Consider the following 24,395-nt stretch of genomic DNA (forward strand, 5'->3'; position numbering starts at 1 on the left):
GGACCCGCCATGCGTTCGAGGCCCCGTACACCCGCGGTGTCCCGCTTCGCATACAACGCTTCCGAAAGCACAAAAGGACCCGGGGGCTACGCTGCCCGAGTCCTCTGCCCAGCAGAATAGCCCACATGAGCACCAGCCGGTCAGACCAAACGGGACAATCTGCCACCTGCCCGGATCCCGAGCCGGCATGTCGGGGGCAACTGCGGACGTTTCTGCGCACGGTCGACGGTGTGACGATCGACGCGGCATACGACCCGGGGCCTCATCCGGAATCGGTCGCACACGGCACCGGAGGCGCGCCTTCCGGTCATCCGGCGGATCTCGCGATCGTGGTCGCGCACGGCTTCACCGGCGATCTGGAGCGCCCCCATGTCCGCCGGGTGGCGGGCGTCCTCGCGCGGTACGGGGCTGTGGTCACGTTCTCCTTCCGGGGCCATGGGGCGTCGGGGGGACGGTCGACGGTCGGTGACCGCGAGGTGGACGACCTGGCCGCCGCGGTGGCGTGGGCGCGCGAGCTGGGGCACTCCCGGGTGGTCACCGTCGGTTTCTCCATGGGCGGTTCCGTGGTGCTGCGGCATGCGGCACGGCGCGACGAGGGCATGCACCCCGACGCGGTGGTGGCCGTCAGCTCGCCCGCCCGCTGGTTCTACCGGGGCACGGCCCCCATGCGGCGGCTCCACTGGCTCGTCCTGCGCCCCGAGGGCCGCCTGGTGGGCCGCTACGGGATGCGCACCCGGATCGACCACCGGACCTGGGACCCGGTACCCGCCTCACCCACGGAGTCCGTCCCGCTGATCGCGCCGACGCCCCTGCTGATCGTGCACGGCGACCAGGACGCCTACTTCCCCCTCGACCACCCCCGGATGCTGGCGGACGCCGCCGGGGACCACGCCGAACTGTGGTTGGAGCCCGGCATGGGCCACGCCGAGCACGCCAGCGACGACGCCCTGCTGGCGCGGATCGGGGCGTGGGCGGTCTCGCGCGCGGGGGCACTAGCCTGACGGTGTTCATGACGACCGAGTTGAGGAAGCAGATGGCAAAGGGCACGGTGCGTTACTGGGCCGCCGCCAAGGCGGCTGCCGGAACCGCCGAGGAGCCGTACGACGCGATCACGCTCGCGGAGGCGCTCGACGCGGCCCGCGAGCGACACCCCGGCGAACTCGTCCGCGTCCTGCGGCGATGCTCTTTCCTCGTCGACGGTGACCCCGTGGGGACCCGCGTGCATGAGACGGTACGGCTGGCCGAGGGCGGCACGGTCGAGGTGCTCCCGCCGTTCGCAGGAGGATGAGCGAAGCGATGAGCAACCAGCCGTACGAGGGGTACGACGCGGGGTACGACCCCTACGGGCAGCCGCAGCCCCATCCGCAGCAGGCGCAGCAGCAGGGGTGGTACGACCCGAACGCCGCGTCCGCGTATCCCCAGCAGCAGCCGTATGGGCAGCCGCAGCCCCACCAGCAGCAGTGGGAGGGGCAGAACTACGGGGGCGCGTTGCCGCCGGAGGCCCCCGTGTACGACTCCCACGGTTACGCGGCGCCCGGCGCCGACGGCCGCGCTCACCCGTCCGGCTCAGTCGGGAGAGCCGACGGCTGGGCGGCCGGCCAGGGAGGCGGCGGTACGCGGACGGCGGCGCCCGAGGCTCCCGCCGTCGACGTGTCCCGCCTGCCCGCCAACCAGCGCGCCCGGCTCGAAGGCCGTTCACCGATCATCGAGCCCGGGCGGCAGCCCGCTGCGCTCACCGCGGCCCTCGGGGCGCTGCTCGCCGGGGCCGCGGCCCTCGGTTCGTACGCCCTTGCGGTACCGCTGGTGATTCTGCAGGCGGTGACGGCCGCCGGATGGTTCCGGCTGAACGGCATGTGGCCCGCCCGGCAGGGCATCGCGCTGGCGTTCCTGGGCGCGTTCGCCGCGGATGTCGCGCTGCTCGCGGTCGGCCGGGAGCAGGGGCCCGCCGTGATCCTCGGCACCCTCGGCGTGTGGGTGCTGCTGTCCCTCGTCCTGCAGCTGCGGTCGCACGCCGACCCGGACACCCGGATGTACGGCCTGATGGCGACCGTCGCCTCGTCCGCGTTGTCGATCGTCGCGGCCGGGTACCTGGCGGCCCCGCAGGACGCCGTCACGGTGGGTGCCGTCGCGGTCGCGGCGGCGATCCTGGCGCGGGCGCTGCCGCTGCCGACCGCGGCCTCGGTGACCGTGGGGCTGCTGGCGGCGGCCGGCGCGGGCATCGCGCTGGGAGGGGCGACGAGCCTGGGCACGTCCGGGGCCTTCCTCGGCCTGGGTGCAGGCATCTGCGCCCTGATCGGCCACCGGGTCGCCTCCTACGACTACCCGTCCCGCTTCGTCCACTTCACGGCGGGTGTCGCCCTGCCCCTGACGGCGGCGGCGCCCGTGGTCTACGTGCTGGGACGGGCGCTCGGCTGACGGGCGGTGCCCGCTCCGGCGCACGCCGGTCGTATGCCCGCAGACCGGCGTACGACCGGCCCCGGAGCCGCACCCCGGCCGGCTGTCGGCTGTCTGTCACAGGTGGTCGACAGATTCCCGGACCCCCATCCCCCGAGGGTTACAGTCGCTCGACGACCATCCGGTCATCCGCGACCGTCGCCGTCGATGACCGCTGAGGTGGGGAAATCCGAGCATGCGCGCACTGCGAATACTGCTGATCTTCATCGTGGTTCTGGGCGGCCTCTTCCTGATCGTGGACCGGGTCGCCGTCCACTTCGCGGAGAACGAGGCGGCCGACAGGCTGAAGGCCCACGAGAACCTGGCCACCACCCCCGACGTGTCCATCCACGGCTTCCCCTTCCTCACCCAGCTCATCGACGGTGAGCTGGACGACATCGAGGTCGGCATCAAGGACTACGAGGCGGTCTCCGGCAACGGCAACGAGAGGATCCGCATCGACGACCTGAACGCCCATATGAAGGGCGTGAAGTTCTCCGGGGACTACAGCTCCGCCACCGCCGCCGACGCCACCGGCACCGCGCTCATCGCGTACGACGAGCTGCTCAAGACGGCCAAGCCGGAGCCCACCCAGGTCGCGCCCGGCCTCACCGCCCGTGTCCTCGGTCTCTCGGACGGCGGCAACGGCAAGATCAAGGTCGCGATCGAGGCGACGGTGTTCGGCGCCAAGCTGCCGAAGCCGGTCTATGTGCTCAGCTCGGTCGCGGTCCAGGGTGACGCGGTGAAGGTACACGCGGACGCCCTGCCCAAGTTCGGCGGCGTCCAGCTCGGCGAGAGCCGGTTCCGGGCGATCACGGACTTCCAGCAGAAGATCGACCGGCTTCCCGGCGGTATACGGCTCGACAGGGTCGAGGCGGCCGAGGACGGGGTGGAGATCACGGTCAAGGGTTCGCACATCAGCCTCGTGGGGTAACAACCACTGACGGGCGGCGACGGCAGGGTGTCCGAAGAGCGAGACGCACCAGTCCGTACTGCAGATCCGATGAGGGGCGAAAGTGCCCGGAAGCCGTGCGGCGACGGCGCGGCGCTCCCATTGGTCCCACATTCCGGACGATCGCGTCTCACAGAACGACACACCGGTGGCACACCGGGCTCTCCGTCCCTACGATCGACGGCATGCAGCGACAGGCGGATCTCACCAAGCGACGGGCAGTGGACCTGTGCCGCGTCGCCGCCATGCTCTGTCGCATTTCCTGAGTGGGAGAGCGGACTCCCGTAGCCCCGGCCCCGATCCCGGCGTCCTGATCGTGACGCCCTGATCCTCGACACAAGGCCACTTGTGCGCCGCGTACGCCACCGCTGAATTGCGTACCCGCACCGCTTTTCACTCGTACATCCCCGCCGCAACCGCCCCGGAGGAGAAAGAGCATGAGCCGCAGCGACGTCCTGGTCGACGCAGACTGGCTGCAGGACCACCTGGACGACTCGGACATCGCGATCGTCGAGGTCGACGAGGACACGTCCGCGTACGACAAGAACCACATCAGGAACGCCATCCGGATCGACTGGACGAAGGACCTCCAGGACCCGGTCCGCCGTGACTTCATCGACCAGGCCGGCTTCGAGAAGCTGCTGTCGGGCAAGGGCATCGCCAACGACACGCTGGTGATCCTCTACGGCGGCAACAACAACTGGTTCGCGTCCTACGCCTTCTGGTACTTCAAGCTGTACGGCCACGAGAACGTCAAGCTCCTCGACGGCGGCCGCAAGAAGTGGGAGCTGGACGCCCGCGAGCTGGTCGACGGCACCGAAGTGCCCGAGCGCCCGGCCACCGACTACCAGGCCAAGCCGCAGGACACCTCCCTGCGCGCCTTCCGCGACGAGGTGATCGCCGCGATCGGCTCGCAGAACCTGGTCGACGTCCGCTCGCCCGACGAGTTCTCCGGCAAGCTGCTCGCCCCCGCGCACCTGCCGCAGGAGCAGTCGCAGCGTCCGGGCCACGTCCCGACCGCCCGCAACATCCCGTGGTCCAAGAACGCCAACGACGACGGCACGTTCAAGTCGGACGAGGAGCTCAGGAAGCTCTACACCGAGGAGGACATCGACCTGGCCAAGGACACCATCGCCTACTGCCGCATCGGTGAGCGCTCAGCGCTGACCTGGTTCGTCCTGCACGAGCTGCTCGGCGTCCCGAACGTCAGGAACTACGACGGCTCCTGGACCGAGTACGGCTCGCTCGTCGGTGTTCCGATCGAGCTCGGCGCCGCCAAGTAATCCCGGATCCCCGGACCTACCCGGAAGGAAGAACCATGTGTGGAGCGAAGGCCGGCGGCCCCGACGCCTCGACGATCAAGCCCGGTGAGACCACGATCCAGGGCCAGGTGACCCGCAACGGCGAGCCCGTCGCCGGGTATGTGCGCCTGCTGGACTCGACGGAAGAGTTCACCGCCGAGGTCCCGACCTCTGCGACCGGACAGTTCCGCTTCTACGCGGCCGAGGGCACCTGGACCGTGCGCGCCCTGGTGCCGGGCGCCACCGCGGACCGTACGGTCGTCGCCCGGAAGGGCGGTCTCGCGGAGGTCGCGATCGCCGTGTGACGGCACACTCCACGACGGTCCGACGGACCGTACGTGCACGGCCGAAGGGCCGCACCCCCGGGGGTTGGACGCCATACCGGTGGGGTGCGGCCCTTCGGTGCGCCCCGGCATAGCCTTGATGTATGTACGCACGGCGGCGCCACGTCTACTTCGCCATGATGGGCACCTGCATCGGGCTGTTCGTCCTGGCCTGGGGCGTCGTGCGGATCTGGTCGGTGCCCGCGGCCGTGGGGATGTGCCTGGTCGCGATGGTCATCCCGCCGCTGGCCGCCATGGTCGCGAACCGGCGCGGCCCCGACGACCGCTGGTGGGACGACCCGTCCGGGGACCCGCAGTCCGACGAGTGGTGGGACGAGCTGGACGGCAAGAAACGGCGGTAGCCCTCTGCGGATGCCGCTCGGTCCGCTCAGTCCACCGAGACGGAACCGGTGCCACCCGGCTCCTTCGGGGCCCGGTCCGGTGGGCTGGTCGCCTCCCGGGGGTCGGGTACGCGCATCGTCACGCGCCGGTCCGCGAGTCCCGGCGTGGCCGTCGAGGCGTACCTGGATGTCCTTGACCTGCCCGGTGTCGTGGAAGTAGAGCACGACGACCTGCCGCACGGATCCTTCGTCAGGGCCGTCGAGGCCGCGAAAGCGATGCGTGCCGGCTTCGGCATCCGTACGCTCCGGGGTACTTGGTGACCACGGGCTGGACGATCATCATCCCGGCGATGGTCCCGGTCAGTAGACGAGAGCCTGGGTGTCGTCGGCCAGCGACTCCTGGACGAAGACCTGGGAGCCCGCGATCCGTACGCCCTCGATGACGTCCTTCTCCGTGATCTCGCGACGGGCCGCGCACTGCGTGCACAGGGTGATCCGCCCCGCCGCCAGGATCGAGTCGATCAGGTCGGGCAGTGGAGCCGCGTGCGGCAGTTCGAACCCGGCGGCCCGGCCCGGCAGCGCGAACCAGGACGACTCGCCGGTCAGCCACAGGGAGACATCGACGCCGCTGGCCACGGCCACGGCCGCCACGGTGAACGCCTGCGAGCAGCGCTCCGGAGCGTCCGCCCCGGCCGTCACCTTGATCACGAGCTTCTTCGCCATGCCCGAAGCCTAGACCGGGGCGTGGGCCCCGCGCGCGAGGGGCTCGTGCCCCTCATGGCGCTCCTACCCGTGTGACGTGCGCCGGTTCACGCGCGGTGCTCCTCCCGAAGGTGCCGGCACAGCAGGACGTTCGCGTCCGTCTCCGCGCTGCGGTCGTGCTCCGCGCATGCGGCCTCGCGCCGCCCGGCCAGCTCCGTGCACGTCGTACAGCCGGGGACCGGCAGGGGCGGGCGGCTCAGATCGTCGGGGTCCGGCGTGTTGGCGCCGACCGCCCGGGCGCGCTCGTTCGCCGCCCTCACTCCGGCACTCAGTCGCTCCCGCTGCGTGGCCGGGCGGAGCGCGGCCGGATCGGCCTGCCACTCCCGGCCGCCGCCGACCGGGCGCAGCAGCGCGTACGGGCCCGACCCGTCCTGGTACTCCCCGACCCTGCCCGCCGCGGGGTCGTAGACGAGCGCTCCGCGCTTCAAGGGCTCCGACTCCGCTGTCGTCTCCGCCGTCATCCGGTTCCGTTCCTTTCCGCCAACGCCTGCGCCCAGCGCAATCGCTGAACTACCCTGCGTATTCACGACATTACGAGCATGGCCCCTGAGCAGGGCCCCGACGCCGTGGGGCGACGTCTCGTTCTCCGCCTCTCGGCGCTATTTCCACAGGTTCCACGGCCTCATTCCACGAAGGAGCACCATGCCGCCGAGACGGGTGATTACGGGCCGCAGTCAGGAGCCCCGGCGGCGGTTCGCGGAGGAACTCCGGTTACTGCGCACAGCGCGCGGGGAGAGCCTGCGGAAGCTGGGTGAGGTGCTGGGCTGGGACTGGTCGCTGTTCGGGAAGATGGAGAGCGGCCAGACGCTGGGGAGCCCCGAGGTGGTCCAGGCGCTGGATCAGCACTACGGGACGCCGGGGTTGCTGTTGACGCTGTGGGAACTGGCGGTGGGGGATCCGTCGCAGTTCAAGGAGCAGTACCGGCGGTACATGATGCTCGAGGCCGAAGCTGTGAGTCTGTGGCACTACGGGGTGAGCAGGCCGCCAGGGCTTCTTCAGACGGCTGGATACGCCCGGGAAGCGCTCGCGGCGGGCGGTATCAAGGGGCAGGAGCTGGACCAGCAGGTCGACGCGCGCACCGGTCGGCGAAAGCTGCTGGAGGGTGACGATGCGCCGCCGTTCCGGGCCATCCTCTCCGAGGCGGTGCTGCGGATTCCGTTGCGCGATGCCGGGGAGTGGCGGGAGCAGCTGGAGTATCTCGCAGAGGTGTCGGAGCGGCCGAACGTCACGCTCCACGTGCTGCCGTTCAGCGCCGGTCCGCACGGCTTGGCGAGTACCGACCTGATGTTCCTGCGGCTGCTGGACGGCCGTACCGTGGCGTATGCGGAGAACGACGTGCGTGGCGAACTGATCGAGGAATCAAGCAGAGTTGAGCGTTTCCATCGCACATATGATGCGGTGCGCGACATGGCCCTGTCCTCGGTCGAGTCGCGGAAGTTCATCCTGCGAATGTTGGAGGAAGTGCCGTGCGAGCCATCGACCTGAGCAACGCGATGTGGCGCAAGAGCTCCTACAGCAACTCGGACGGCGGCAACTGCGTAGAGGTCTCCGACGACTTCCTGAGCGCCGCCGACTGGCACAAGAGCTCCTACAGCAACTCGGACGGTGGCCAGTGCGTAGAGGTCGCCCACAACCTCCCCTCCGCCGTCCCCGTCCGGGACAGCAAGGACCCCGCCCGCGGAGCGCTCGTCTTCGAGGCCGCCACGTGGGCCCGCTTCATCGACGACGTCAAGAGTGGCGCACCTCGCGCAGAGGCCTGAGCTCCCGCCGCGTAAGCTGGGCTTCGGCCCTGTCGTATGCCCACCCCCGCTCAAGGAGCACCCGTGGAGATCTTCTTCGAAACCCTGCTGGTCCTCGTCTGCGTCGGCGTGCTCGCCTTCGCCGGTCTGACCGTGAAGAAGCTGTACCAGGGCCAGCGCTGACCCCCACCATCCAGGAAGCTCCGCTCATGATCGAGATCCCGTCCGACCTCCACAAGGACCTCGTCCCCCTCGCCTTCCTGCTCGGGAACTGGGCGGGCGCGGGCGTGCACGACTTCCCCGGGTCCGAGAAGTGCAACTTCGGGCAGGAGGTCTCCTTCACCCACGACGGCCGTGACTTCCTGGAGTACCACTCCCACACCTGGGTGCTGGACAGCGAGGGCAACAAGGTCAGGCCGCTGGAGACCGAGTCCGGCTACTGGCGGATCGACGCGGACCGCAAGGTCGAGGTCACCATGGTCCGCGACGACGGGGTCGTCGAGGTCTGGTACGGCGAGATGGCCCACAAGAAGCCGCAGATCGACATCGCGACGGACGCGGTGGCCCGTACGGCCGCCTCGGGCCCGTACAGCGGCGGCAAGCGCCTGTACGGCTACGTGAAGAGCGACCTCATGTGGGTCGGCGAGAAGCAGACCCCCGAGGTCCCGCTGCGCCCCTACATGTCGGCTCAGCTGAAGAAGGTCGTCTCCCCGGAGGACGTCGAACGCTGGGCGAAGGCCCTCCCGGACGACCTCCCGGACGACGGCATCGCCTTCTTCAAGTAGGCCGAGTCTCCGCCTCCGGCCTCGGCGTGGATCCTCCGGATCCCGGCGATGGCGTCCGCCGGGTCCTCCGTGCCCGCGCTGATCACTTCTTTGGGGCGCCTCCGGCGCCCGGCGCTCCTACACTGGCCCTGTGGTGAGCACCGACTGGAAGAGCGATCTGCGGCAGCGCGGCTACCGGCTGACCCCCCAGCGGCAACTCGTGCTTGAAGCCGTGGACACCCTGGAGCACGCGACCCCCGACGACATCCTCGGCGAGGTGAGGAAGACCGCGTCCGGGGTCAACATCTCCACCGTCTACCGGACCCTGGAGTTGCTGGAGGAGCTGGGGCTGGTCAGCCACGCCCACCTCGGGCACGGCGCCCCGACGTACCATCTGGCGGACCGGCACCACCACATACACCTGGTCTGCCGCGACTGCACGACCGTCATCGAGGCCGACCTCGACGTGGCCGCCGAGTTCATCGCCAAGCTCCGCGAGACCTTCGATTTCGACACGGACATGAAGCACTTCGCGATCTTCGGCCGGTGCAAGGACTGCTCTCTCAAGAGTTCAACTACCGCGTCGTAGGCTTGGATCCATGAAGAGTCCCCTGCTGTCCCTCCCCGGCGCCGTCCCCGGCGAGGGTGTGGATGAAGGTGTCGCCGCCCACTACGGCGACCTGTTCCGCGAACAGCGTGCCCTCGCCGACGGCACCGGGTTCGTGGACCTCTCGCACCGCGGTGTCATCACCGTCAGCGGTGACGACCGGCTGAGCTGGCTGCACCTCCTGCTCACCCAGCACGTCAGCGAACTTCCCGCGCACCAGGCCACCGAGGCACTCATCCTCTCCGCGCACGGCCACATCGAGCACGCGCTGTACCTCGTCGACGACGGCGAGACGGTCTGGGCCCACGTCGAGCCCGGCACCCAGGACGCGCTGATCGCGTACCTGGAGTCGATGAAGTTCTTCTACCGCGTGGAAGTCGCCGACCGGACCGCCGAGTTCGCGGTGGTGCACCTGCCGGCCGGTTCGATCGCCGAGGACCCCGAGGGCGTCCTGGTCCGTGAGACGTCGTACGGCCGCGACCTCTTCCTCCCGCGGACGGACCTGGAGTCGTACGCGCAGAGGAACGGCCCCCCGGCCGGACTCCTGGCCTACGAGGCGCTGCGCGTCGAGCAGCACCGCCCCCGCCTCGGCTTCGAGACCGACCACCGCACCATCCCGCACGAACTGGGCTGGATCGGCACGGCCGTGCACCTCCAGAAGGGCTGCTACCGGGGCCAGGAGACGGTCGCCCGGGTCCAGAACCTGGGCAAGCCGCCGCGCCGCCTGGTCTTCCTCCACCTCGACGGCAGCGATGTCCACCTGCCGCCGCACGGCGCGGAACTGCGCCTCGCGGACGAAGGCGCCGAGGGCCGCAAGATCGGCTTCGTGACGACGTCGGTACGCCACCACGAGCTGGGCCCGGTCGCCCTCGCCCTGGTCAAGCGGAACGTCCCGGTCGACGCCCGCCTCCTCGCGGACTCCACCGCGGCGGCACAGGAAGTGATCGTCGAGCCGTAGAGTCCGGCTCAGATCTCCAGCAGCACGGTGAACGGGCCGTCGTTCGTCAGCGACACGCTCATCTTCGCGCCGAACCGGCCCGTCGCCACCGTTGCGCCCAGCGAGCGGAGCTGAGCGACCACCTCGTCGACGAGGGGCTCGGCGACATCGCCCGGGGCGGCCGCGTTCCAGGTGGGACGGCGGCCTTTGCGGGCATCCCCGTAGAGCGTGAACTGGCTGATCACGAGAAGCGGCGCGTCGATGTCGGAGCAGGACTTCTCGTCGTGCAGCATCCGGATCGACCAGAGCTTGCGGGCGAGCTGGGCCGCCTTCTCCTTGGTGTCCTCGTGCGTGACCCCGACGAGCACGCACAGCCCCTCGCCGCTGATCCCGCCGACCGTCTCGCCGTCCACGACGACGCTCGCGCCGTCCACCCTCTGCACCACCGCACGCATGAGGACCATCATGCCGTGCGGGCCCGAATCGGCCGTAAGGGGCCGGGCATCGATCCCTGATCCCCCGTATCCCGTCCCCGCGCATCCCCTCGCGATGCCGCCGTCTTCCCCTCCGGTCCTCTTCCAAACGCGTCTTCACAGGCCACAGGTCCATACCCCCCATCCGGGGCTGATCGGGAGCACTCGGTCACAAAGCGGCCACGCCGGGTGGCACGATGCGTGTGTCGCGGCACATCCGTGGGGTGCCGCGCCGGTCGAGGGGACGGTTAAGAGGCACATGAGCACACCGAGTACCGGGCTGCCGCCGGGGGCTGCGGCGCCCGCCCGTAAGGGAAGCACGGGGGAGATCCGGCCGCCCGTGCAGCGCACGGACAGCTGCCTGCCTGCGGACCCTCCCCCGAGCTCTTCGAGCAGGGGGTGCGTCCAGGGGCACGACCTGTCCGCACTGCGGCTGGACGAGCTGCGCGCGCTGCGCCGGGACGCCCAGCGGGACGAGACGGACCTCAGCTATGTGCGGCGGCTGCTCCAGGGGCGTATCGACATTCTGCGGGCCGAGCTGGCCAGGCGCGGGGGCCGGGCCAGCTCGCAGGGGGTCATGGAGCGGCTCGCGGAGATCCTTGAGGACGCTCCCGCCCGGCAGCCCTCCTCGGCCCGCCATGTGACGGTCGGCACACCGCACGGTGAGGAGTACCGGCGGCTGGCGGCGGACATGCTCGCCGAGGTCGAGCTGTCGGACCTGGAGGCGCGCACGGACGACGAGCTGGGCGCGGGCATGGGCCGCCTCGTGCGGTACGAGCAGCAGGTCTCGGGGCGGCGGCAGCGACTGCAGCGCACGGCGGACGAATGCAGTTCCGAAATCGCGCGCAGGTACCGTGAAGGAGAAGCACAAGTAGACGACCTGCTCATGTGACAGCGGCGGGCCCTGGCGAATCCGGGGCCCGCGAGCATGCACGGCGGCCCCGGAACCCGGCGGCAGCGGCGGCCCGGGACCCCGGGTATCGCGGCGGCCGGGGAGGGGCCGTATGCGGTGCCGTGCCCGGTGGACCCCCTCCGGGCGGAGAGGCGCCGGGGCGGGTCCCCCGTCGATCCCGAAGGCCGCCGCCCATGTCCACCGCTGTCCAGATCACCACCCCGCCCGCCCCGTCTTCCGTGCCCCCGGTGCTCGCCGAGGTGGTGCGGTCCGGGTTCGTCGAAGGGCGACACCGGGGAAGTCTCGTCCTGCTGGCCGCCGACGGGCGCGTGGAACTGGCGCTCGGGGACGCGACGGCGCCGGTCTTCCCGCGCTCGTCCAACAAGCCGATGCAGGCGGCCGGCGTGCTGCGGGCGGGCCTGGAGCTGACCGGGGAGCGGCTGGCGATCGCGGCCGCGAGCCACTCGGGCGAGGCGTTCCACCGGGACCTGGTGCACACGATGCTCCTGGAATACGGCCTGAGCGCGCAGCGGCTCCAGTGCCCGCCGGACCTGCCGCTGGACCCGGCGGAGGCCGAGGCCTACCTGGCGTCGGGCGCCGTGCGCGAGCGGGTCACCATGAACTGCTCCGGCAAGCACACGGCGATGCTGGCGGCGTGCGCGCTGCGCGGCTGGCCGCTGGACTCCTACCTCGACCCCGCGCACCCGCTGCAGCGGCTGATCCATTCGGTGGTGGAGGAGGCCGCCGGTGAGCCGGTGGCGGCGGTCGGCACGGACGGCTGCGGGGCCCCGCTGATGGCGATCAGCCTCACCGGTCTGGCCCGCGCCTTCCGCTCCTTCGTCCTGGCGGCGCCGGGCACGGCGGAACGCCGCGTGGCCGACGCGATGCGCGCGCACCCGGAGTACGTGGCGGGCACGCGCCGCCCCGACACCTGGTTGATGCGCGAGATCCCCGGCGTCCTGTCGAAGATGGGCGCGGAGGCGGTCCAGGCGGTGGCCCTCCCGGACGGCCGGGCCCTGGCCTTCAAGGTGGACGACGGCGCGGGCCGGGCGCTCGGCCCGATTCTGTCCCGGGCCCTGACCCTGCTGGGAGTCGAGGCCCCGGTGGTGGACCGGATCGGGAAGGCGCCGCTCCTGGGCGGGGGCCTCGAGGTGGGGGAGATACGGGCGGTGTTCTAGGGCCTGTTCTGCGTTCCCTGTCGTCCGCGCGGAGCGCGGGCGCAGCGGCGTTCGGTGCGTGCGCTCGGCGTGCGGTGTCGCAGGTCATGTGGCGGAGCCACCTGTCCTGCGGAGCCGAGAGCTTGGGGGAGTGCGTGCCGGGCGTCGGGGCGCCGACAGGGGACTCAGAACAGGCCCTGGTGCCCGGCAGGCAACGTTCGCCCGTCAAGGAGCGGCGTCGTGGGGGCACCTCCCGCTCTGAGGGTCCCCCCTGCTCGAAGAGCTTGGGGGAGTGCCGGACGGAAGCCCTCGTACTGGACGTACTTGGGTTTTCGGCCGGTGCGGCGAGTGGGGGTCCCCCTGCTCGAAGAGCCTGGGGGAGCGTGCCGGGCGTCGCGACGAGGCGAACGTCGCCTGGTGGGGCACTAGGCCTTCCGGGCATCGTGACGGGGCGAACGTCGCCTGGTGGGGCACCGGCCTGCCGCATACCCCACCGGGCCGCGTAAATTCCGCGACACTCCCGCCGCCGTACGCCTAGCGTGGCCTCATGAGCCGCCGCCTCGAGAACATCGACGTACGCCCCGTCACCGAGGGCGAGATCTCCGACTGGACCCGCGCCCTCAACACCGGATTTCTGCGCCCGCCGTACGTCACCGAGGCCGAAGTCGCCGACCGGGGCACCTACATCGTCCCCTCCCGCACCCTCGGCGCCTTCGACGACGGCCGCTGTGTGGCCACCTTCCGCTCCTTCGCCCAGGAGCTCACCGCCGTCGGCGGACGACCCGTCCCCGCCGACGCGATCAGCAACGTCACGGTCACTGCCACCCACCGCCGCCGGGGCCTGCTCACTCGTATGATGGCGCTCGACCTCGCCGCCGCGAAGGAGCGCGGTGACGTCGTCGCGACGCTCATCGCCGCCGAGTACCCCATCTACGGCCGCTACGGCTTCGGTCCGGCCGCCCACACCGCCGAGTGGACCATCGACGTCCCCCGCACCGGCCTCGACCGCCACCGCCCCGTCCCGGACGACGGCGGCCGTATCGACCTCGTCGACGGCGCCGAGGTCCGCAAGCTGGGTCCCGAACTGCACGAACGCCTCCGCCGCGCGCAACCCGGCGCCATCGACCGCGACGACCGCTGGTGGCAGGTGAACACGGGGGAGATCCGCCCGGCCGGCGTGCCCTGGACCGAACCCTTCTACGCCGTCCACCGCTCCGCCTCCGGCAGGGTCGAGGGGCTTGCCGCCTATGTGTGCGACGACCACTGGGGTGACGACAAGCGGCCTCTGAACACGGCGACCGTCAAGGGCCTGATCACCACGAGCCCGGCCGCCGAGCGCGCCCTGTGGCACTACCTCTGCTCCATCGACTGGATCACCACGGTGAAGTCGGGCCGCCGCGCCCCGGACGACCTGCTGCCGCACCTCCTGCCCGACCCGCGCGCGGCCCGCCTCACCACGTACGCGGACTGGCTGTGGGTGCGCATCCTGGATGTCGTCAAGGCCTTGGAGGCTCGGACGTACGCGGCAACCGGCACGCTCGTGCTGGAGGTGGTGGACGAGTCGGGGCTCACCGGTGGCCGCTACCTGCTGGAGGCCGGACCGGACGGGGCGCAGTGCGCGCCGACCGACCGGGACGCCCAGCTGGCCCTGTCCGCGGCCGAGTTGGCGACCCTGTGGCTGGGCGACGAGTCCGCTGTGCGGCTTGCGGCGCTCGGACGGGTGCGGGAACAGCAAGAGGGCGCCGCCTCCGTCGCCGACGCCCTGCTGCGTACGTCCAGGCGACCGTGGTGCCCGGACATGTTCTGAGGCCCGCGGGCCCTTGGGTGGCGCTCCTTCCGCGCGGGTGAGTGGCTGTTGTGCTGTTCATCCGTAGCGATTCAGTTGTGGTTGCGGTGGTGCGCTGGGACATGGACCGACCGATCGGGCTCCCGGCTCCCCTCCGGAAGAGAGCCCTGTCGGTTGTACGTCCAGAGTCTGGCCAACCTTCCAAAGGTTTGACCATGTCGTTCAAGACTGCTCAAGTGCGTTCAACTTGCCGAAGTTGGCGACCAACTTCACTGTACGTATCTCCGCTTCGCGTCGCCTTGTAACCACCCTTCACGGAACTGCCCAAAGATGGCGTGAAGTTGAAGTTGTCGTGATTACCCGTGGAGACGGGGCGTGCTGCCGCCCACGTATGGAAGGTTCTGCGACGGTCCGTTGCGTGAGATTCCCCCGGGGCGAACGAATCCGGCCACGGGCGGCCGACTCCCGCGGATCACGGGGCGGGGTCGGGCCGCCAGTACCGTGAGGGCGGCCGCCTCGGTGAAGCGGCAGGCGGGGCATCGACGTTGATGCCGACGGAGGTCACGAGCACCCCGATGACCCCACCCCCGGGCACCGTCGAAAGGCTCCACCAACTCCACCAAGTTGGCATTCAACTCATGATTGTCTCGGCGGAGTTGGTCAGCAGCGACAAACAAGTGGCAAACAACTCCCTCCAGATGGACGTAGGTTGTAGCTTTTGGTTGTGGCCCAGGAGAATGCCGTAGTGAACGGCAGCAGAAAGCTCTCGCCTCAGGAGATCGCCGACGCTCTGCGGGACCGTATCCGCACCGGCGCCCTTAAGACGGGCGACCGCCTGCCGACCCAGGCCGAACTCGCTGAGGAGTTCGGAGTGGAGCGGGGCACGGTCCGCCAGGCCTTGCGCGCCCTCCAGGAGGACGGGCTGCTCAGCAACGTCAGCAAGGGCAGCCCGCCCAGGATCGCCGAACCCCTGCCGGTGAGGGGTGAGCCGCAGCCGACGCTGGTCGGGCTCGCGCCGAGGCTCGCGGAGGCGTTCGCGGCGCCGCATGTGCGCGTCGACGCGGCCTGTCTGACCGCCGAGACGCTGATGCTGGCGCTCGGCGAACCGGTACGCCTGATCCACGAGGGCAGGATCCGCCCGGAGTCGATCGACGTCCGCATCCTGCTTCCGTCCGGTGACATCGACCTGGCGTTCCCCGTCCCGGTGGGCGGACGCGGCGAGGACGACCTGGTCCACAAACGCTGGCTGGACCAGCGCAACGCCCAGGTCCGCGTCCTGCGCCACAACCTCCAGGCCCTGCACGCGTCGCACGGCATCGATGTCGAGGTGACGTTCCGCGCGCTGCCCTTCACCCCACCGGTGAAGCTGTACCTGCTCAACGGGACGGAAGCCCTGATCGCTTACTACACGCTGACGAAACGCGAGGAGGAGGTGGAGAACCGGACACTCGAGATGTACGACGCCCTGGGCGCCAAGTCCCTCCTCTTCTCCTTCGAACGCCGCACGGACCGGCGCGACGCGGTGTTCGTGGACCAGTCCCAGAGGTGGTTCGACGCCCTCTGGGACACCATCACGACGGACCTGACGCTCTCCTAGCCGCTCGTGAAGGGACGGCTCAATCCAGCAGGGGCACCAACTGCTCCTCCTCGTAGGTCAGATGCGCCTCCAGTGCGTCGGTGAGACGTTCCACCTCAGTCAGGACGAGAGCGGGGTCGGCGTCCTCGCGCGATATGGCCCGGCGCAGCTCGTCGAGGAGAGCGGCGATCTGCTCGTGTTCGCGGCGCAGCCGGTCCAGGGCGGGTGCGAGCTCAGGGTGGCGGTCGGCGAGGAACGGGAACATGACGGTGTCCTCGCCGGTGTGGTGGTTGCCCAGGCCCTTGCAGAGCGTGAGGCAGTTGACCCGGAGCTGGGCGCCGAGCGTGGAGCTGCCACCAGAGGTCGCGAACTCCTGGCGGATCAACGCGAGTTCGCGGCGAAAGACGTCGTGCACCCGCTTGATGGCCTCGCCGGGGGAGGACGCGTTGATGTTCGGCGGTCCGGGCCTGGCGTTCTCGAGGGCCACGACCGGGATGACGCGGTCCGTCTTCGACTGGTACTCGGCCCAGCCCGGATCGGCCTCGACGGCACGGGCGAAGGCGCGGTCGCGTGCGGCGCGGTCCAGGACGACCGCGGTCGCCTCATAGGTGAACACGCCCGTCTCCACGGTGACCTGGGGATGGGCCACAAGATTGCGGTACCAGTCCGGGTGCTTGGGGGAGCCGCCGGCCGAGGCGATCACGAGGACGCGGTCGCCGCCGTCGTGGTAGTAGCCGACGGGGGTGGTGTGCGGGGTGCCGGTACGGGCACCGATGGTGGTGAGGAGGAGCAGCCGCGCGCCTTCGAAGGGGTCGCCCACGCGGCCGTGTTGAGCGCGGAACTCGTCGATGATCTGTTGATTGAAGGGGTTGGGCACTCTCTGCTTCCTTCTGCTTCGCCTGGTGGAGGAAAACCTCGAAGAACCTGGGGGAAACAGAAGAACCGGCGGGCTCCTGGCCCGCCCCCGCCTCACTCAGAGGCCGGGTACCCGACTCGCTCATGGCCCATGGCCGACCCGGCAGTCATGGGCACAACGGTAGCGGGGCATGCGAAGCCGCGGCAAGGGCGGACCCACCACCTGCCCCGCTACCGGCCACGGTCGTCGCTTGCTCCTACTGCCGGAGCTCCACGACATCGGCGACCACGCAACTGACGTTGTCCGGAGCTCCGGAGGCATGGGCGAGAGCGACGAGTTCACGGACCGCCTGCTCGGGCTCACCGATCCCCAAGAGCACCCGGTGGATCTTGTCGATGGGCACGACGGTGGGCAGACCGTCGGAGCAGAGCAGGTACCGATCGTGTTGCCGGGCGTCCTGCAGGCGCATGTCGGCGGTGTCATCGGCGCCTTGACCCAGGCTTCGTATCAGCAGCGACCGCTGGGGGTGGGAGGCGGCTTCCTCCGGGCTGATACGTCCCTCGTCGACCATCGACTGCACCATCGTGTGGTCGTGCGTGATCTGGAACAGCTCTCCGTCGCGCAGCAGGTGGACGCGGGAGTCGCCGATGTGGACGAGGGCCAGCTGCGAGCCGGCCCAGAGCATCGCGGTCAGTGTCGTGCCGGCCCCCTCGGGTGAAGAGCCGGTGTCTGTGACGCCGTACACGGCCCGTTTGGCCTGTTCGACGGCGTCCTCAAGGACGTTGAGGAGGTTGCCCGCCGGGACGCCGGCCGTCTCGAGGTGCTTGAGCGCGTCGACGGCGGCCGCGCCGGCAGCGGCTCCCGTGCTGCCGTAGCCGTCGGCTACGGCGAGCAGGCGGGAGCCCGCGTAGACGGTGTCCTGGTTGCTCTCGCGGACCAGGCCGGTGTCGGAGAGTGCGGCGTAACGGATTCCCAGGGGCTTGGCGGTCGGGGACATGGCTGGGTCCTTCCGGGACAGGTGGTCGATGAGGAAGGCGGCCAGGTCCCGCCGGGCGGCGGTGTCGGCCTCGACCTGTGCCCAGAACGCGCGGACCTCCTGGGCCGCCGGGCCTGCCTCCAGCGTGCGCACGTGCTGGATGCGGGCCAGCGGCATCCCCAGACGCCGGAGCCAGGCGACCAGTCGGGCCTGGTCCAGCTGTTCCGGGGCGTAGAGGCGATAGCCGGTCACCGGGTCGACGCGAGCGGGGGGCAGCAGGCCGAGTTCGTCGTAAAGACGCAGTGCCTTCGGCGACAGCCGGGACGCCCTCGCGAACGCCCCGATGGTCAGCAACCCCATGCCCGCCCCTCCTCATGCCGGGCACATCGCCCGGCCCCACCGATGCTGTGGCTTCCCCCAAGGTGAAGGTCAAGCAAGGATTGTGCCCGGCTCGGCGCGCTCGGTTCCCCCGCGCGAGCCGGCCCCCGCCGCGTGGGGGCCACGGGAGGATGAGTGTGCGATAGCCGAGGCGCTGGTAGAGGGCGTTGCTGGTGGGGTTGGACAGGTCCGCGAACAGGGCGACGTCCCTCGCGCCCGCGGCCAGTGCAGCTCGGCTCACCTCTGCCGTCACGGTGGAGGGCAGCTTGCCGCGCAGTTCCTCCGGGACCCGCTCACTTCACCGCGCAGATCCAGTGGGGAACCGCAGACATACCGGGAACGGACACTGACTGTCGCGAGCAGTCACACCGGGGCGATCGAACACACCTAACTTCTGCAAGCAGGTGCTTGCAAAAGTTAGCATCGGTGCGGCAAGGTGGAGTCATGGCATCGCTCAATGTCGGCAGTCTCGGTGAGTACCTGCGGGAACAGCGGCGCAGCGCGCAGCTGTCGCTCAGGCAGCTTGCCGATGCCGCCGGGGTGTCCAATCCGTATCTGAGCCAGATCGAGCGCGGGCTGCGCAAGCCGAGCGCGGAGGTGCTGCAGCAGGTCGCCAAGGCGCTGCGGATCTCCGCCGAGACGCTGTACGTGCGGGCCGGCATCCTCGACGCCGAACGGGACCGGGAGGAGTGGCGGCGGGAAGGTGCGACGCGCGCCGTGATCCTCGACGATCCCACGCTCACCGAGCGGCAGAAGCAGGTGCTGCTCCAGATCTACGAGTCTTTCCGCAAGGAGAACGGCTTCGGGATCGCTCGGGCGGGCGTGGCGGACGGGGACGGTCGGGGGACTCAGTACACGGATGACGCCCAGGACGCCGCGGCCCCCGGCCCCCACACGGCCGATGGCGGCGACGTCGGTCCGCCGCAGACCGCCGGTTGACCGAGATGATCGAGGCAACCGAGACGATCGGGATCATCGGGACGACGGGAAGGCGCCCGCGGACCGCCCCTCAACCCTCAACCGAAAGCCGAAACGGGAGGACCATCCCCATGGCCATCACCGACGACCTGCGCAAGACCCTCAGCGACCCGACCCCGCTCTACTTTGCCGCCGGCACCGCCGACCTGGCCATCCAGCAGGCCAAGAAGGTGCCTGGTCTGGTGGAGCAGCTGCGCGCCGAGGCCCCGGCTCGCTTCGAGGCCGTACGCAACACCGACCCCAAGGTCGTGCAGGAGAAGGCGACCGCACGCGCCAAGGAGGCCTCCGCCCGGGTCAAGGAGACACAGGAGACCATCCAGGCGAAGGTCGGCGAGTTCTTCGGCTCCCTCGACACGGACCTGAAGAAGTTCGGCAGCTCCCTCGACGCCGACCTGAAGAAGTTCGGCAGCTCCCTCGACGCGGACCTGAAGAAGCTCGGCGAAAGCGCCCAGGACCTTGCCCTGCGTGGTGTCGGCGTCGCCGCCGAGTACGCGGTCAGGGCCCGTGAGACCTACGAGAAGGTCGCCGAGCACGGCGAGCAGGCCGTGAGGACATGGCGCGGCGAGGCCGCCGAGGAGATCGAGGAGCTGGCCGTCGCCGTCGAGCCGAAGGCGGAGCCGGTCGAGGTCAGGGACGAGCCGAAGTCGGCCGGTCCCGGGGCCGAGGCCACCCCGGACGGGAAGCCCGCGATGAAGAAGGCCCCGGCCCGCAAGCCGGTGGCGAGGAAGAGCACGCCGCCGGCCCGGTAAGAGCCGCCGGCTCGGAGACAACGGAAGACGGGGAAGGGGCCGGGCACTCTGGGAGTTCCCGGCCCGTTCTTGCGGATACACGGCGGCAGGACACGGGTACGGTTGGCGTAGAGACGTTTCTACTCGGGTGGTGGGCATTGTGCTGATGACGGCATTCGGCGGCCTGATGTGGCTGCTCTTCACCGCCATACTGGTGCTCGCCGTGGTGGCACTGGCGATGGCCGCGCTGTACCGGCAGGATGCGTACCGCGCCGCGGACAAGCAGAACAAGGGCTTCTGGTTGATCATCCTCGGTCTCACCGTCGCGGTGAACCTGCTGGTGCCCATGCTCTTCCTGCAGATCATCGGCCTTGTCGCCACGATCGTCTTCTTCGTGGACGTCCGGCCCGCCCTCAAGCAGGTCTCGGGCGGCGGCTGGGGCCGCCGCCGCCGCGGCAGCAGCAGCGACGGTCCGTACGGGCCGTACAACGGCGGCCGTTAGGCCCGTCCGGAGTTCCCTGCCCGCGCCGCGACGGCCAGACCCTGTTCCGCCGCGGCCGCGTACGACGGCTACGTCCCGCGGTCGAGCAGAAGGACCGCGACGTCGTCGGTCAGTTCCCCGCCGTTGAGGTCGCGGACCTCGTTCACCGTGGTGCGCAGCAGCTCCCTGCCGGTCAGCCCCTCGGCCAGCCGACGGCGGACCAGCTTCACCATGCCGGCTTCGCCGAGCCGCTCCCTGCCCTCGCCGATGCGGCCCTCGATGAGACCGTCGGTGTAGAGCATCAGGCTCCAGACGGGGCCCAGCTCCACCTGTATGCGCGGCCAGCGGGCGTGCGGGAGCAGACCGAGCGCCGGGCCGTTGTTGTCGTACGGCAGCAGCTCGGCCGGCCGGTCGGGGCGGGCGATCAGCGGGGACGGGTGGCCGGCCAGGCACAGTCCGGCGCGGCGGCCGTCCGGCGCGATGTCCACCGTGCACAGCGTCGCGAAGATCTCCTCGTTGTCGCGCTCGTGCTCCAGAACCTGCTGAAGCGTGGAGAGCAGGTCGTCGCCGCACAGGCCCGCCAGCGTCAGGGCACGCCAGGCGATGCGCAGCTCCACGCCGAGCGCGGCCTCGTCCGGGCCGTGCCCGCAGACGTCGCCGATCATCGCGTGCACCGTGCCGTCGGGGGTACGGACGGTGTCGTAGAAGTCGCCGCCGAGCAGCGCACGCGAGCGGCCGGGACGGTAGCGGGCGGCGAAGCGCAGCGAGGAACCGTCCAGCAGTGGGGTGGGCAGCAACCCGCGCTCCAGCCGACGGTTCTCCTGTGCCCGCAGCCGGGACTCGGTCAGCCGCCGCTCGGTCGTGTCGGACCGCTTCCGCTCGACCGCGTAGCGGATCGCACGGCTCAGCAGCCGTCCGTCCAGCTCCTCGCGGAACAGATAGTCCTGGGCACCCACGCGTACCGCCTCGGCGCCGCGCTCGGCGTCGCCGGACGCGGTGAGCGCGAGGACGGCATGGCGCGGCGCCAGTTGGAGCACGTGCCGCAGCACGGTCAGCTCATCGGCCTCCTCACAGGCCCGGCCCGCGGCAGGCAGCGCGAGGTCCAGCAGGATGCAGTGGACGTCGTCGGTGAGCAGCCGCTCGGCCTCGGTGAGATTGCGGGCGGTGCGCAGCCGGATGGGCCGGCCCGCCGAGTCGAGCATCTCGGGCACGATCGGTGAACCGGCCGGGTCGTCCTCGATCACCAGCAGGGTGAGCGTGTCGGCCAGCCCCGGTACGGCCTGCGTCCCCGGCGGGGACCCGGCTTGAGCCTGACCACTCTCCACGGCCGGGATCGCTCTCTGCCGCGGTACGGGCATCGTGTTGGGTTCCTTCCCTCCCCCCGAGGGCATGGTGGGGCGAGGGACCTCGACCCACCGACGGGGACCATAGCGGTAGCTGCGGCTCCAGCGGAATGCCTGGTGGGGCGACGCCGGGAAACACGCCAACGTCATATGCCGCATCCCGTACCGCAGTTGGACATGGTGCGGCCGGGCCGGGGATGAGGAATGTCACGTCGGGTGGAGGTTTGACGCGGGTGCGGCGTGCGTCCCGTCACATGGGGTACGTCACGGCTGCCGAGCGCGGACGCGGCGGGCCGGGGGGCCGCCCCGGGCTCCTTCCCGCGCCCCTCGCGCTCACGCGTCCGGCCGTACGACGCCCAGGATCGGCATCGAGCCCGCTCCGGCGACCGTCACCGACCGTCCGGGCCGCGGGGCGTGGACGATCGAGCCGTCGCCGACGTACATGGCCACATGGCTGGCGTCCTTGAAGTAGATGATCAGGTCGCCGGGGCGCATGTCCTTGACGCCGACGTGCCTGAGCCGCTTCCACTGCTCCTGCGAGGTGCGCGGAATGCCGGTGCCGGCCGCCGCCCAGGCCTGGGACGTCAGTCCCGAGCAGTCGTACGACGCCGGGCCCACGGCGCCCCATTGGTACGGCTTGCCGATCTGGCCGGTCGCGAAGCTCACGGCCCTGCGGCCCTCGTCGGAGGCCTTGCCGCCGATCTCCTTGAGTATGCCGGAGCCGAGCCAGGCGGTCTGCGCCTTGTGTGCGGCCTCTTCCTCCAGTTTCCGCAGCCGCTCCCGCTCCTGCTTCTTCAGCCGGGACTCGAGCTGTCTGGCGGCCGCGATCTGCTTCTCGATCTTCTTCTTGGCTTCGGCCTTGGCCTTGCGGTTGGCCTCCAGCCTCTCCCACTCGTCGGAGGCGTCGCGCGCGTACTGGCGCAGGTCCTCCTGGGTGCGCGTCAACTCCTTGAGCAGGCCCTGGGTCGCGTGCTCGCCCTGGCGGACGGTGCCCGCGCCGTCGAGGAAGTCCTGGGGGTTGTCGCTCAGCCAGAGCCGGACCGAAGGGGGCAGGCCCCCGCCGCGGTACTGGGCACGGGCTGCCGCGCCTGCCCGGTTCTTCAGTTCGGCCAGCCTCTCCTGGCCCTTGACGATCTCCTCGGCCAGCTTGACGATCTGCGTCGACTGCTTCGAGGTCTTCTCTTCGGCCGCGTTGTAGGCGTCGGTGGCGACCGCGGCGTTGTGGTACAGCGAGTCCAGCTTCTTGCGGACCGCTTCAAGGTCCTTGCCGGGGGCCTGAGTCGGGCCGCCGGAAGGGTTGGGCGTCGGAGACGGCCGGCTCGGGCTCGCATGTGCCGCGCCGGGCGCACCCAGCAGGGTGACCGCACAGACAAGGACGATGCTTGCCGTGGTCAGGGTCCGCTTTCCGGATCCCATATTTCGCCCCCAAATCTGATTTACCGTCAGTAACTAGCGGTCGCCTGGGGGATCGTGCCACGTCAGTGGGCAAAGTGACAGAGGCGGGGCTCAACCGTGCAAAAAGTCCCCCTCTTGCCGCACGCGGTACGACGATCTCTCTCCCCCGGCGCCCGCCCTGGTATGGCGATCTCCCGCGAATGTGACGAACGACGCAGGAAGACCGTTCCCGGTGATCGGGCATGAGGTGGAGTGGTGAGCGCCCTGGGCGGGGCTGCTCACGCGCGGGGCGCCAACGCGTCCCAGGTCACCGTGACCTCCCCCTGGCGCCAGCGCGCCGGGCCGTCGGTCACCGGCCAGTCCGCCGTCAGCCGGCGGACCGCGCGTATCCAGCGCTGGCGCGCACCGTACGAGGCGTAGGGCGCGGCGGCGGCCCAGGCGCGGTCGAAGTCGCGCAGGAAGGCGTGCACGGGCTCGCCCGGGACGTTGCGGTGGATGAGTGCCTTCGGGAGTCGCTCGGCCAGGTCGGACGGGCGGTCCAGGGAGCCGAGCCGAGTGGCGAAGGTGACCGTGCGCGGACCTTCGGGACCGAGTGCGACCCAGACGTGGCGGCGGCCGATCTCGTCGCATGTGCCCTCGACGAGCAGTCCGCCGCGGGAGCCGGATGCCGGATCGGCGGGGGCGAGGCGGGTGCGCAGCCGCTCCCAGACGGCCGCGACCTCGCCCTCCTCGTACTGCCGCAGGACATTCGCGGCGCGGATCAGGGACGGCCGGCCCGATACAGGCACCTCGAAGCCGCCGTGCCGGAACACCAGGCCTTCGCGTGCGTACGGCTGTGCGGCCGCCACCCGGGCGGGCTCGATCTCGACGCCGACCACGCGGGTGCGGGGCGCGGCGCCGCGCAGGCGCTGCAGCAGCTCCACCGCGGTCCATGGGGCAGCCCCGTAGCCGAGGTCGACGGCCACCGGGTCCGCCGTGCGGCGCAGCTCGGCGCCGTGGACCGCGGCGATCCAGCGGTCCATCCGGCGCAGCCGGTTCGGGTTGGTGGTCCCGCGCGTCACCGTACCCACAGGGCGGGACGAGGCGCGGGTTGGCATGCGTACGAGAGTAAGCGGCCCGGGAGGGGGAGCGGACCGGCCTGTGGAAAACCTCCATTTCTCGAACGGTTGAGCGATCAACGGCAATGATTTGGCAAAGCCGCTTGTCGGGGAAATGGA

At 70.5% G+C, this 24,395-nt stretch carries 28 protein-coding genes and 1 pseudogene; 20 read left to right on the forward strand and 9 right to left on the reverse strand.

The window, feature by feature from the left end:
• The first annotated feature begins 125 nt into the window (after nt 1–125).
• From BIV24_RS01405 to BIV24_RS34750, 8 genes are all read left to right on the forward strand, one after another.
• Nucleotides 126–1,001 (forward strand): alpha/beta hydrolase, encoded by an 876-nt coding sequence (locus tag BIV24_RS01405; protein ID WP_079167939.1) that lies wholly within the window; start codon nt 126–128, stop codon nt 999–1,001.
• A gap of 32 nt (nt 1,002–1,033) precedes the next feature.
• A complete protein-coding gene (locus tag BIV24_RS01410; protein ID WP_071364320.1) occupies nt 1,034–1,288 on the forward strand; it encodes a MoaD/ThiS family protein in 255 nt (84 codons plus the stop codon).
• An 8-nt stretch (nt 1,289–1,296) separates the two neighbouring features.
• Nucleotides 1,297–2,415: a hypothetical protein gene (locus tag BIV24_RS01415; RefSeq protein WP_071364246.1), complete on the forward strand. Its 1,119-nt coding sequence runs from the start codon at nt 1,297–1,299 to the stop codon at nt 2,413–2,415.
• A 214-nt stretch (nt 2,416–2,629) separates the two neighbouring features.
• Nucleotides 2,630–3,367 (forward strand): LmeA family phospholipid-binding protein, encoded by a 738-nt coding sequence (locus BIV24_RS01420; protein ID WP_071364247.1) that lies wholly within the window; start codon nt 2,630–2,632, stop codon nt 3,365–3,367.
• 455 nt (nt 3,368–3,822) lie between these two features.
• Nucleotides 3,823–4,668, forward strand: coding sequence for a sulfurtransferase (locus BIV24_RS01425; RefSeq protein WP_071364248.1), 846 nt, complete (start codon nt 3,823–3,825; stop codon nt 4,666–4,668).
• Between the two features lie 35 nt (nt 4,669–4,703).
• Nucleotides 4,704–4,991, forward strand: a complete 288-nt coding sequence (locus BIV24_RS01430) for a DUF1416 domain-containing protein (protein ID WP_071364249.1) — start codon at nt 4,704–4,706, stop codon at nt 4,989–4,991.
• Nucleotides 4,992–5,113: 122 nt separating this feature from the next.
• Nucleotides 5,114–5,371: a DUF3099 domain-containing protein gene (locus BIV24_RS01435; protein WP_071364250.1), complete on the forward strand. Its 258-nt coding sequence runs from the start codon at nt 5,114–5,116 to the stop codon at nt 5,369–5,371.
• Between the two features lie 48 nt (nt 5,372–5,419).
• The gene (locus tag BIV24_RS34750; protein ID WP_071364251.1) at nt 5,420–5,671 is read left to right on the forward strand and encodes a hypothetical protein; all 252 of its coding nucleotides are present in this window, start codon (nt 5,420–5,422) and stop codon (nt 5,669–5,671) included.
• A 39-nt stretch (nt 5,672–5,710) separates the two neighbouring features.
• On the opposite strand, the gene BIV24_RS01445 is transcribed toward BIV24_RS34750, so the two are convergent.
• Nucleotides 5,711–6,073, reverse strand: a complete 363-nt coding sequence (locus BIV24_RS01445; protein ID WP_071364252.1) for a DsrE family protein — start codon at nt 6,071–6,073, stop codon at nt 5,711–5,713.
• A gap of 86 nt (nt 6,074–6,159) precedes the next feature.
• Nucleotides 6,160–6,573 carry a hypothetical protein gene (locus tag BIV24_RS01450; RefSeq protein ID WP_071364253.1) on the reverse strand — a complete coding sequence of 138 codons (414 nt, stop codon included), beginning with the start codon at nt 6,571–6,573 and terminating at the stop codon, nt 6,160–6,162.
• Between the two features lie 181 nt (nt 6,574–6,754).
• Between BIV24_RS01450 and BIV24_RS01455 the strand changes: the two genes are divergently transcribed.
• The 5 genes from BIV24_RS01455 to ygfZ all read left to right on the forward strand — a co-directional run bounded on the left by BIV24_RS01455 (nt 6,755) and on the right by ygfZ (nt 10,180).
• Complete coding sequence (locus BIV24_RS01455; RefSeq protein ID WP_071364254.1) at nt 6,755–7,597, forward strand: helix-turn-helix domain-containing protein; 843 nt, start codon at nt 6,755–6,757, stop codon at nt 7,595–7,597.
• The gene (locus BIV24_RS01460; protein WP_071364255.1) at nt 7,579–7,872 is read left to right on the forward strand and encodes a DUF397 domain-containing protein; all 294 of its coding nucleotides are present in this window, start codon (nt 7,579–7,581) and stop codon (nt 7,870–7,872) included. The genes BIV24_RS01455 and BIV24_RS01460 overlap by 19 nt, the downstream gene beginning before the upstream one ends.
• 188 nt (nt 7,873–8,060) lie before the next feature.
• Complete coding sequence (locus tag BIV24_RS01465; RefSeq protein WP_071364256.1) at nt 8,061–8,636, forward strand: heme-binding beta-barrel domain-containing protein; 576 nt, start codon at nt 8,061–8,063, stop codon at nt 8,634–8,636.
• Nucleotides 8,637–8,766: 130 nt separating this feature from the next.
• Nucleotides 8,767–9,204 (forward strand): Fur family transcriptional regulator, encoded by a 438-nt coding sequence (locus BIV24_RS01470; protein ID WP_071364257.1) that lies wholly within the window; start codon nt 8,767–8,769, stop codon nt 9,202–9,204.
• Nucleotides 9,205–9,214: 10 nt separating this feature from the next.
• The gene (ygfZ, locus tag BIV24_RS01475) at nt 9,215–10,180 is read left to right on the forward strand and encodes a CAF17-like 4Fe-4S cluster assembly/insertion protein YgfZ (RefSeq protein WP_071364258.1); all 966 of its coding nucleotides are present in this window, start codon (nt 9,215–9,217) and stop codon (nt 10,178–10,180) included.
• An 8-nt stretch (nt 10,181–10,188) separates the two neighbouring features.
• Here the strand turns inward: ygfZ and dtd are convergent, their stop codons facing one another.
• Nucleotides 10,189–10,614 carry a D-aminoacyl-tRNA deacylase gene (dtd, locus tag BIV24_RS01480; RefSeq protein WP_071364259.1) on the reverse strand — a complete coding sequence of 142 codons (426 nt, stop codon included), beginning with the start codon at nt 10,612–10,614 and terminating at the stop codon, nt 10,189–10,191.
• Between the two features lie 277 nt (nt 10,615–10,891).
• Between dtd and BIV24_RS01485 the strand changes: the two genes are divergently transcribed.
• From BIV24_RS01485 to BIV24_RS01500, 4 genes are all read left to right on the forward strand, one after another.
• Nucleotides 10,892–11,524 carry an RsiG family protein gene (locus tag BIV24_RS01485; RefSeq protein WP_071364260.1) on the forward strand — a complete coding sequence of 211 codons (633 nt, stop codon included), beginning with the start codon at nt 10,892–10,894 and terminating at the stop codon, nt 11,522–11,524.
• A 194-nt stretch (nt 11,525–11,718) separates the two neighbouring features.
• Entirely contained in the window at nt 11,719–12,702 is a 984-nt protein-coding gene (locus tag BIV24_RS01490; protein WP_071364261.1) for an asparaginase, read from the forward strand.
• A 526-nt stretch (nt 12,703–13,228) separates the two neighbouring features.
• Nucleotides 13,229–14,488 carry a GNAT family N-acetyltransferase gene (locus BIV24_RS01495; RefSeq protein WP_071364262.1) on the forward strand — a complete coding sequence of 420 codons (1,260 nt, stop codon included), beginning with the start codon at nt 13,229–13,231 and terminating at the stop codon, nt 14,486–14,488.
• Nucleotides 14,489–15,212: 724 nt separating this feature from the next.
• Nucleotides 15,213–16,064, forward strand: coding sequence for a GntR family transcriptional regulator (locus BIV24_RS01500; protein WP_071364263.1), 852 nt, complete (start codon nt 15,213–15,215; stop codon nt 16,062–16,064).
• Between the two features lie 19 nt (nt 16,065–16,083).
• On the opposite strand, the gene BIV24_RS01505 is transcribed toward BIV24_RS01500, so the two are convergent.
• From BIV24_RS01505 to BIV24_RS34950, 3 genes and pseudogenes are all read right to left on the reverse strand, one after another.
• On the reverse strand, nt 16,084–16,920 hold the full coding sequence (locus BIV24_RS01505; RefSeq protein WP_071364264.1) for a nitroreductase/quinone reductase family protein: 837 nt from the start codon (nt 16,918–16,920) through the stop codon (nt 16,084–16,086).
• A 235-nt stretch (nt 16,921–17,155) separates the two neighbouring features.
• The gene (locus BIV24_RS01510; RefSeq protein WP_071364265.1) at nt 17,156–18,235 is read right to left on the reverse strand and encodes a MerR family transcriptional regulator; all 1,080 of its coding nucleotides are present in this window, start codon (nt 18,233–18,235) and stop codon (nt 17,156–17,158) included.
• A gap of 151 nt (nt 18,236–18,386) precedes the next feature.
• A pseudogene (locus BIV24_RS34950) lies at nt 18,387–18,539 on the reverse strand (GNAT family N-acetyltransferase); the annotation flags it as partial.
• Nucleotides 18,540–18,697: 158 nt separating this feature from the next.
• On the opposite strand from BIV24_RS34950, the gene BIV24_RS01515 reads away from it, so the two are divergent.
• The 3 genes from BIV24_RS01515 (at nt 18,698) to BIV24_RS01525 (ending at nt 20,461) form a co-directional block, all read left to right on the forward strand.
• Complete coding sequence (locus BIV24_RS01515) at nt 18,698–19,192, forward strand: helix-turn-helix domain-containing protein (RefSeq protein ID WP_071364266.1); 495 nt, start codon at nt 18,698–18,700, stop codon at nt 19,190–19,192.
• 110 nt (nt 19,193–19,302) lie between these two features.
• Nucleotides 19,303–19,980 carry a hypothetical protein gene (locus BIV24_RS01520; RefSeq protein ID WP_071364267.1) on the forward strand — a complete coding sequence of 226 codons (678 nt, stop codon included), beginning with the start codon at nt 19,303–19,305 and terminating at the stop codon, nt 19,978–19,980.
• A gap of 139 nt (nt 19,981–20,119) precedes the next feature.
• On the forward strand, nt 20,120–20,461 hold the full coding sequence (locus tag BIV24_RS01525; RefSeq protein WP_071364321.1) for a DUF2516 family protein: 342 nt from the start codon (nt 20,120–20,122) through the stop codon (nt 20,459–20,461).
• A 68-nt stretch (nt 20,462–20,529) separates the two neighbouring features.
• Here BIV24_RS01525 and BIV24_RS01530 read toward each other — a convergent pair whose 3' ends face one another.
• The 3 genes from BIV24_RS01530 to BIV24_RS01540 form a co-directional block, all read right to left on the reverse strand.
• The gene (locus BIV24_RS01530) at nt 20,530–21,798 is read right to left on the reverse strand and encodes a PP2C family protein-serine/threonine phosphatase (protein ID WP_071364268.1); all 1,269 of its coding nucleotides are present in this window, start codon (nt 21,796–21,798) and stop codon (nt 20,530–20,532) included.
• A gap of 318 nt (nt 21,799–22,116) precedes the next feature.
• A complete protein-coding gene (locus BIV24_RS01535) occupies nt 22,117–23,199 on the reverse strand; it encodes a C40 family peptidase (protein WP_071364269.1) in 1,083 nt (360 codons plus the stop codon).
• A 257-nt stretch (nt 23,200–23,456) separates the two neighbouring features.
• Nucleotides 23,457–24,275 (reverse strand): SAM-dependent methyltransferase, encoded by an 819-nt coding sequence (locus tag BIV24_RS01540; RefSeq protein ID WP_107459145.1) that lies wholly within the window; start codon nt 24,273–24,275, stop codon nt 23,457–23,459.
• Nucleotides 24,276–24,395: the final 120 nt, after the last annotated feature.

Source organism: Streptomyces colonosanans (genome assembly GCF_001866645.1).
In the GTDB taxonomy this organism is placed as follows: Bacteria; Actinomycetota; Actinomycetes; order Streptomycetales; family Streptomycetaceae; genus Streptomyces; species Streptomyces colonosanans.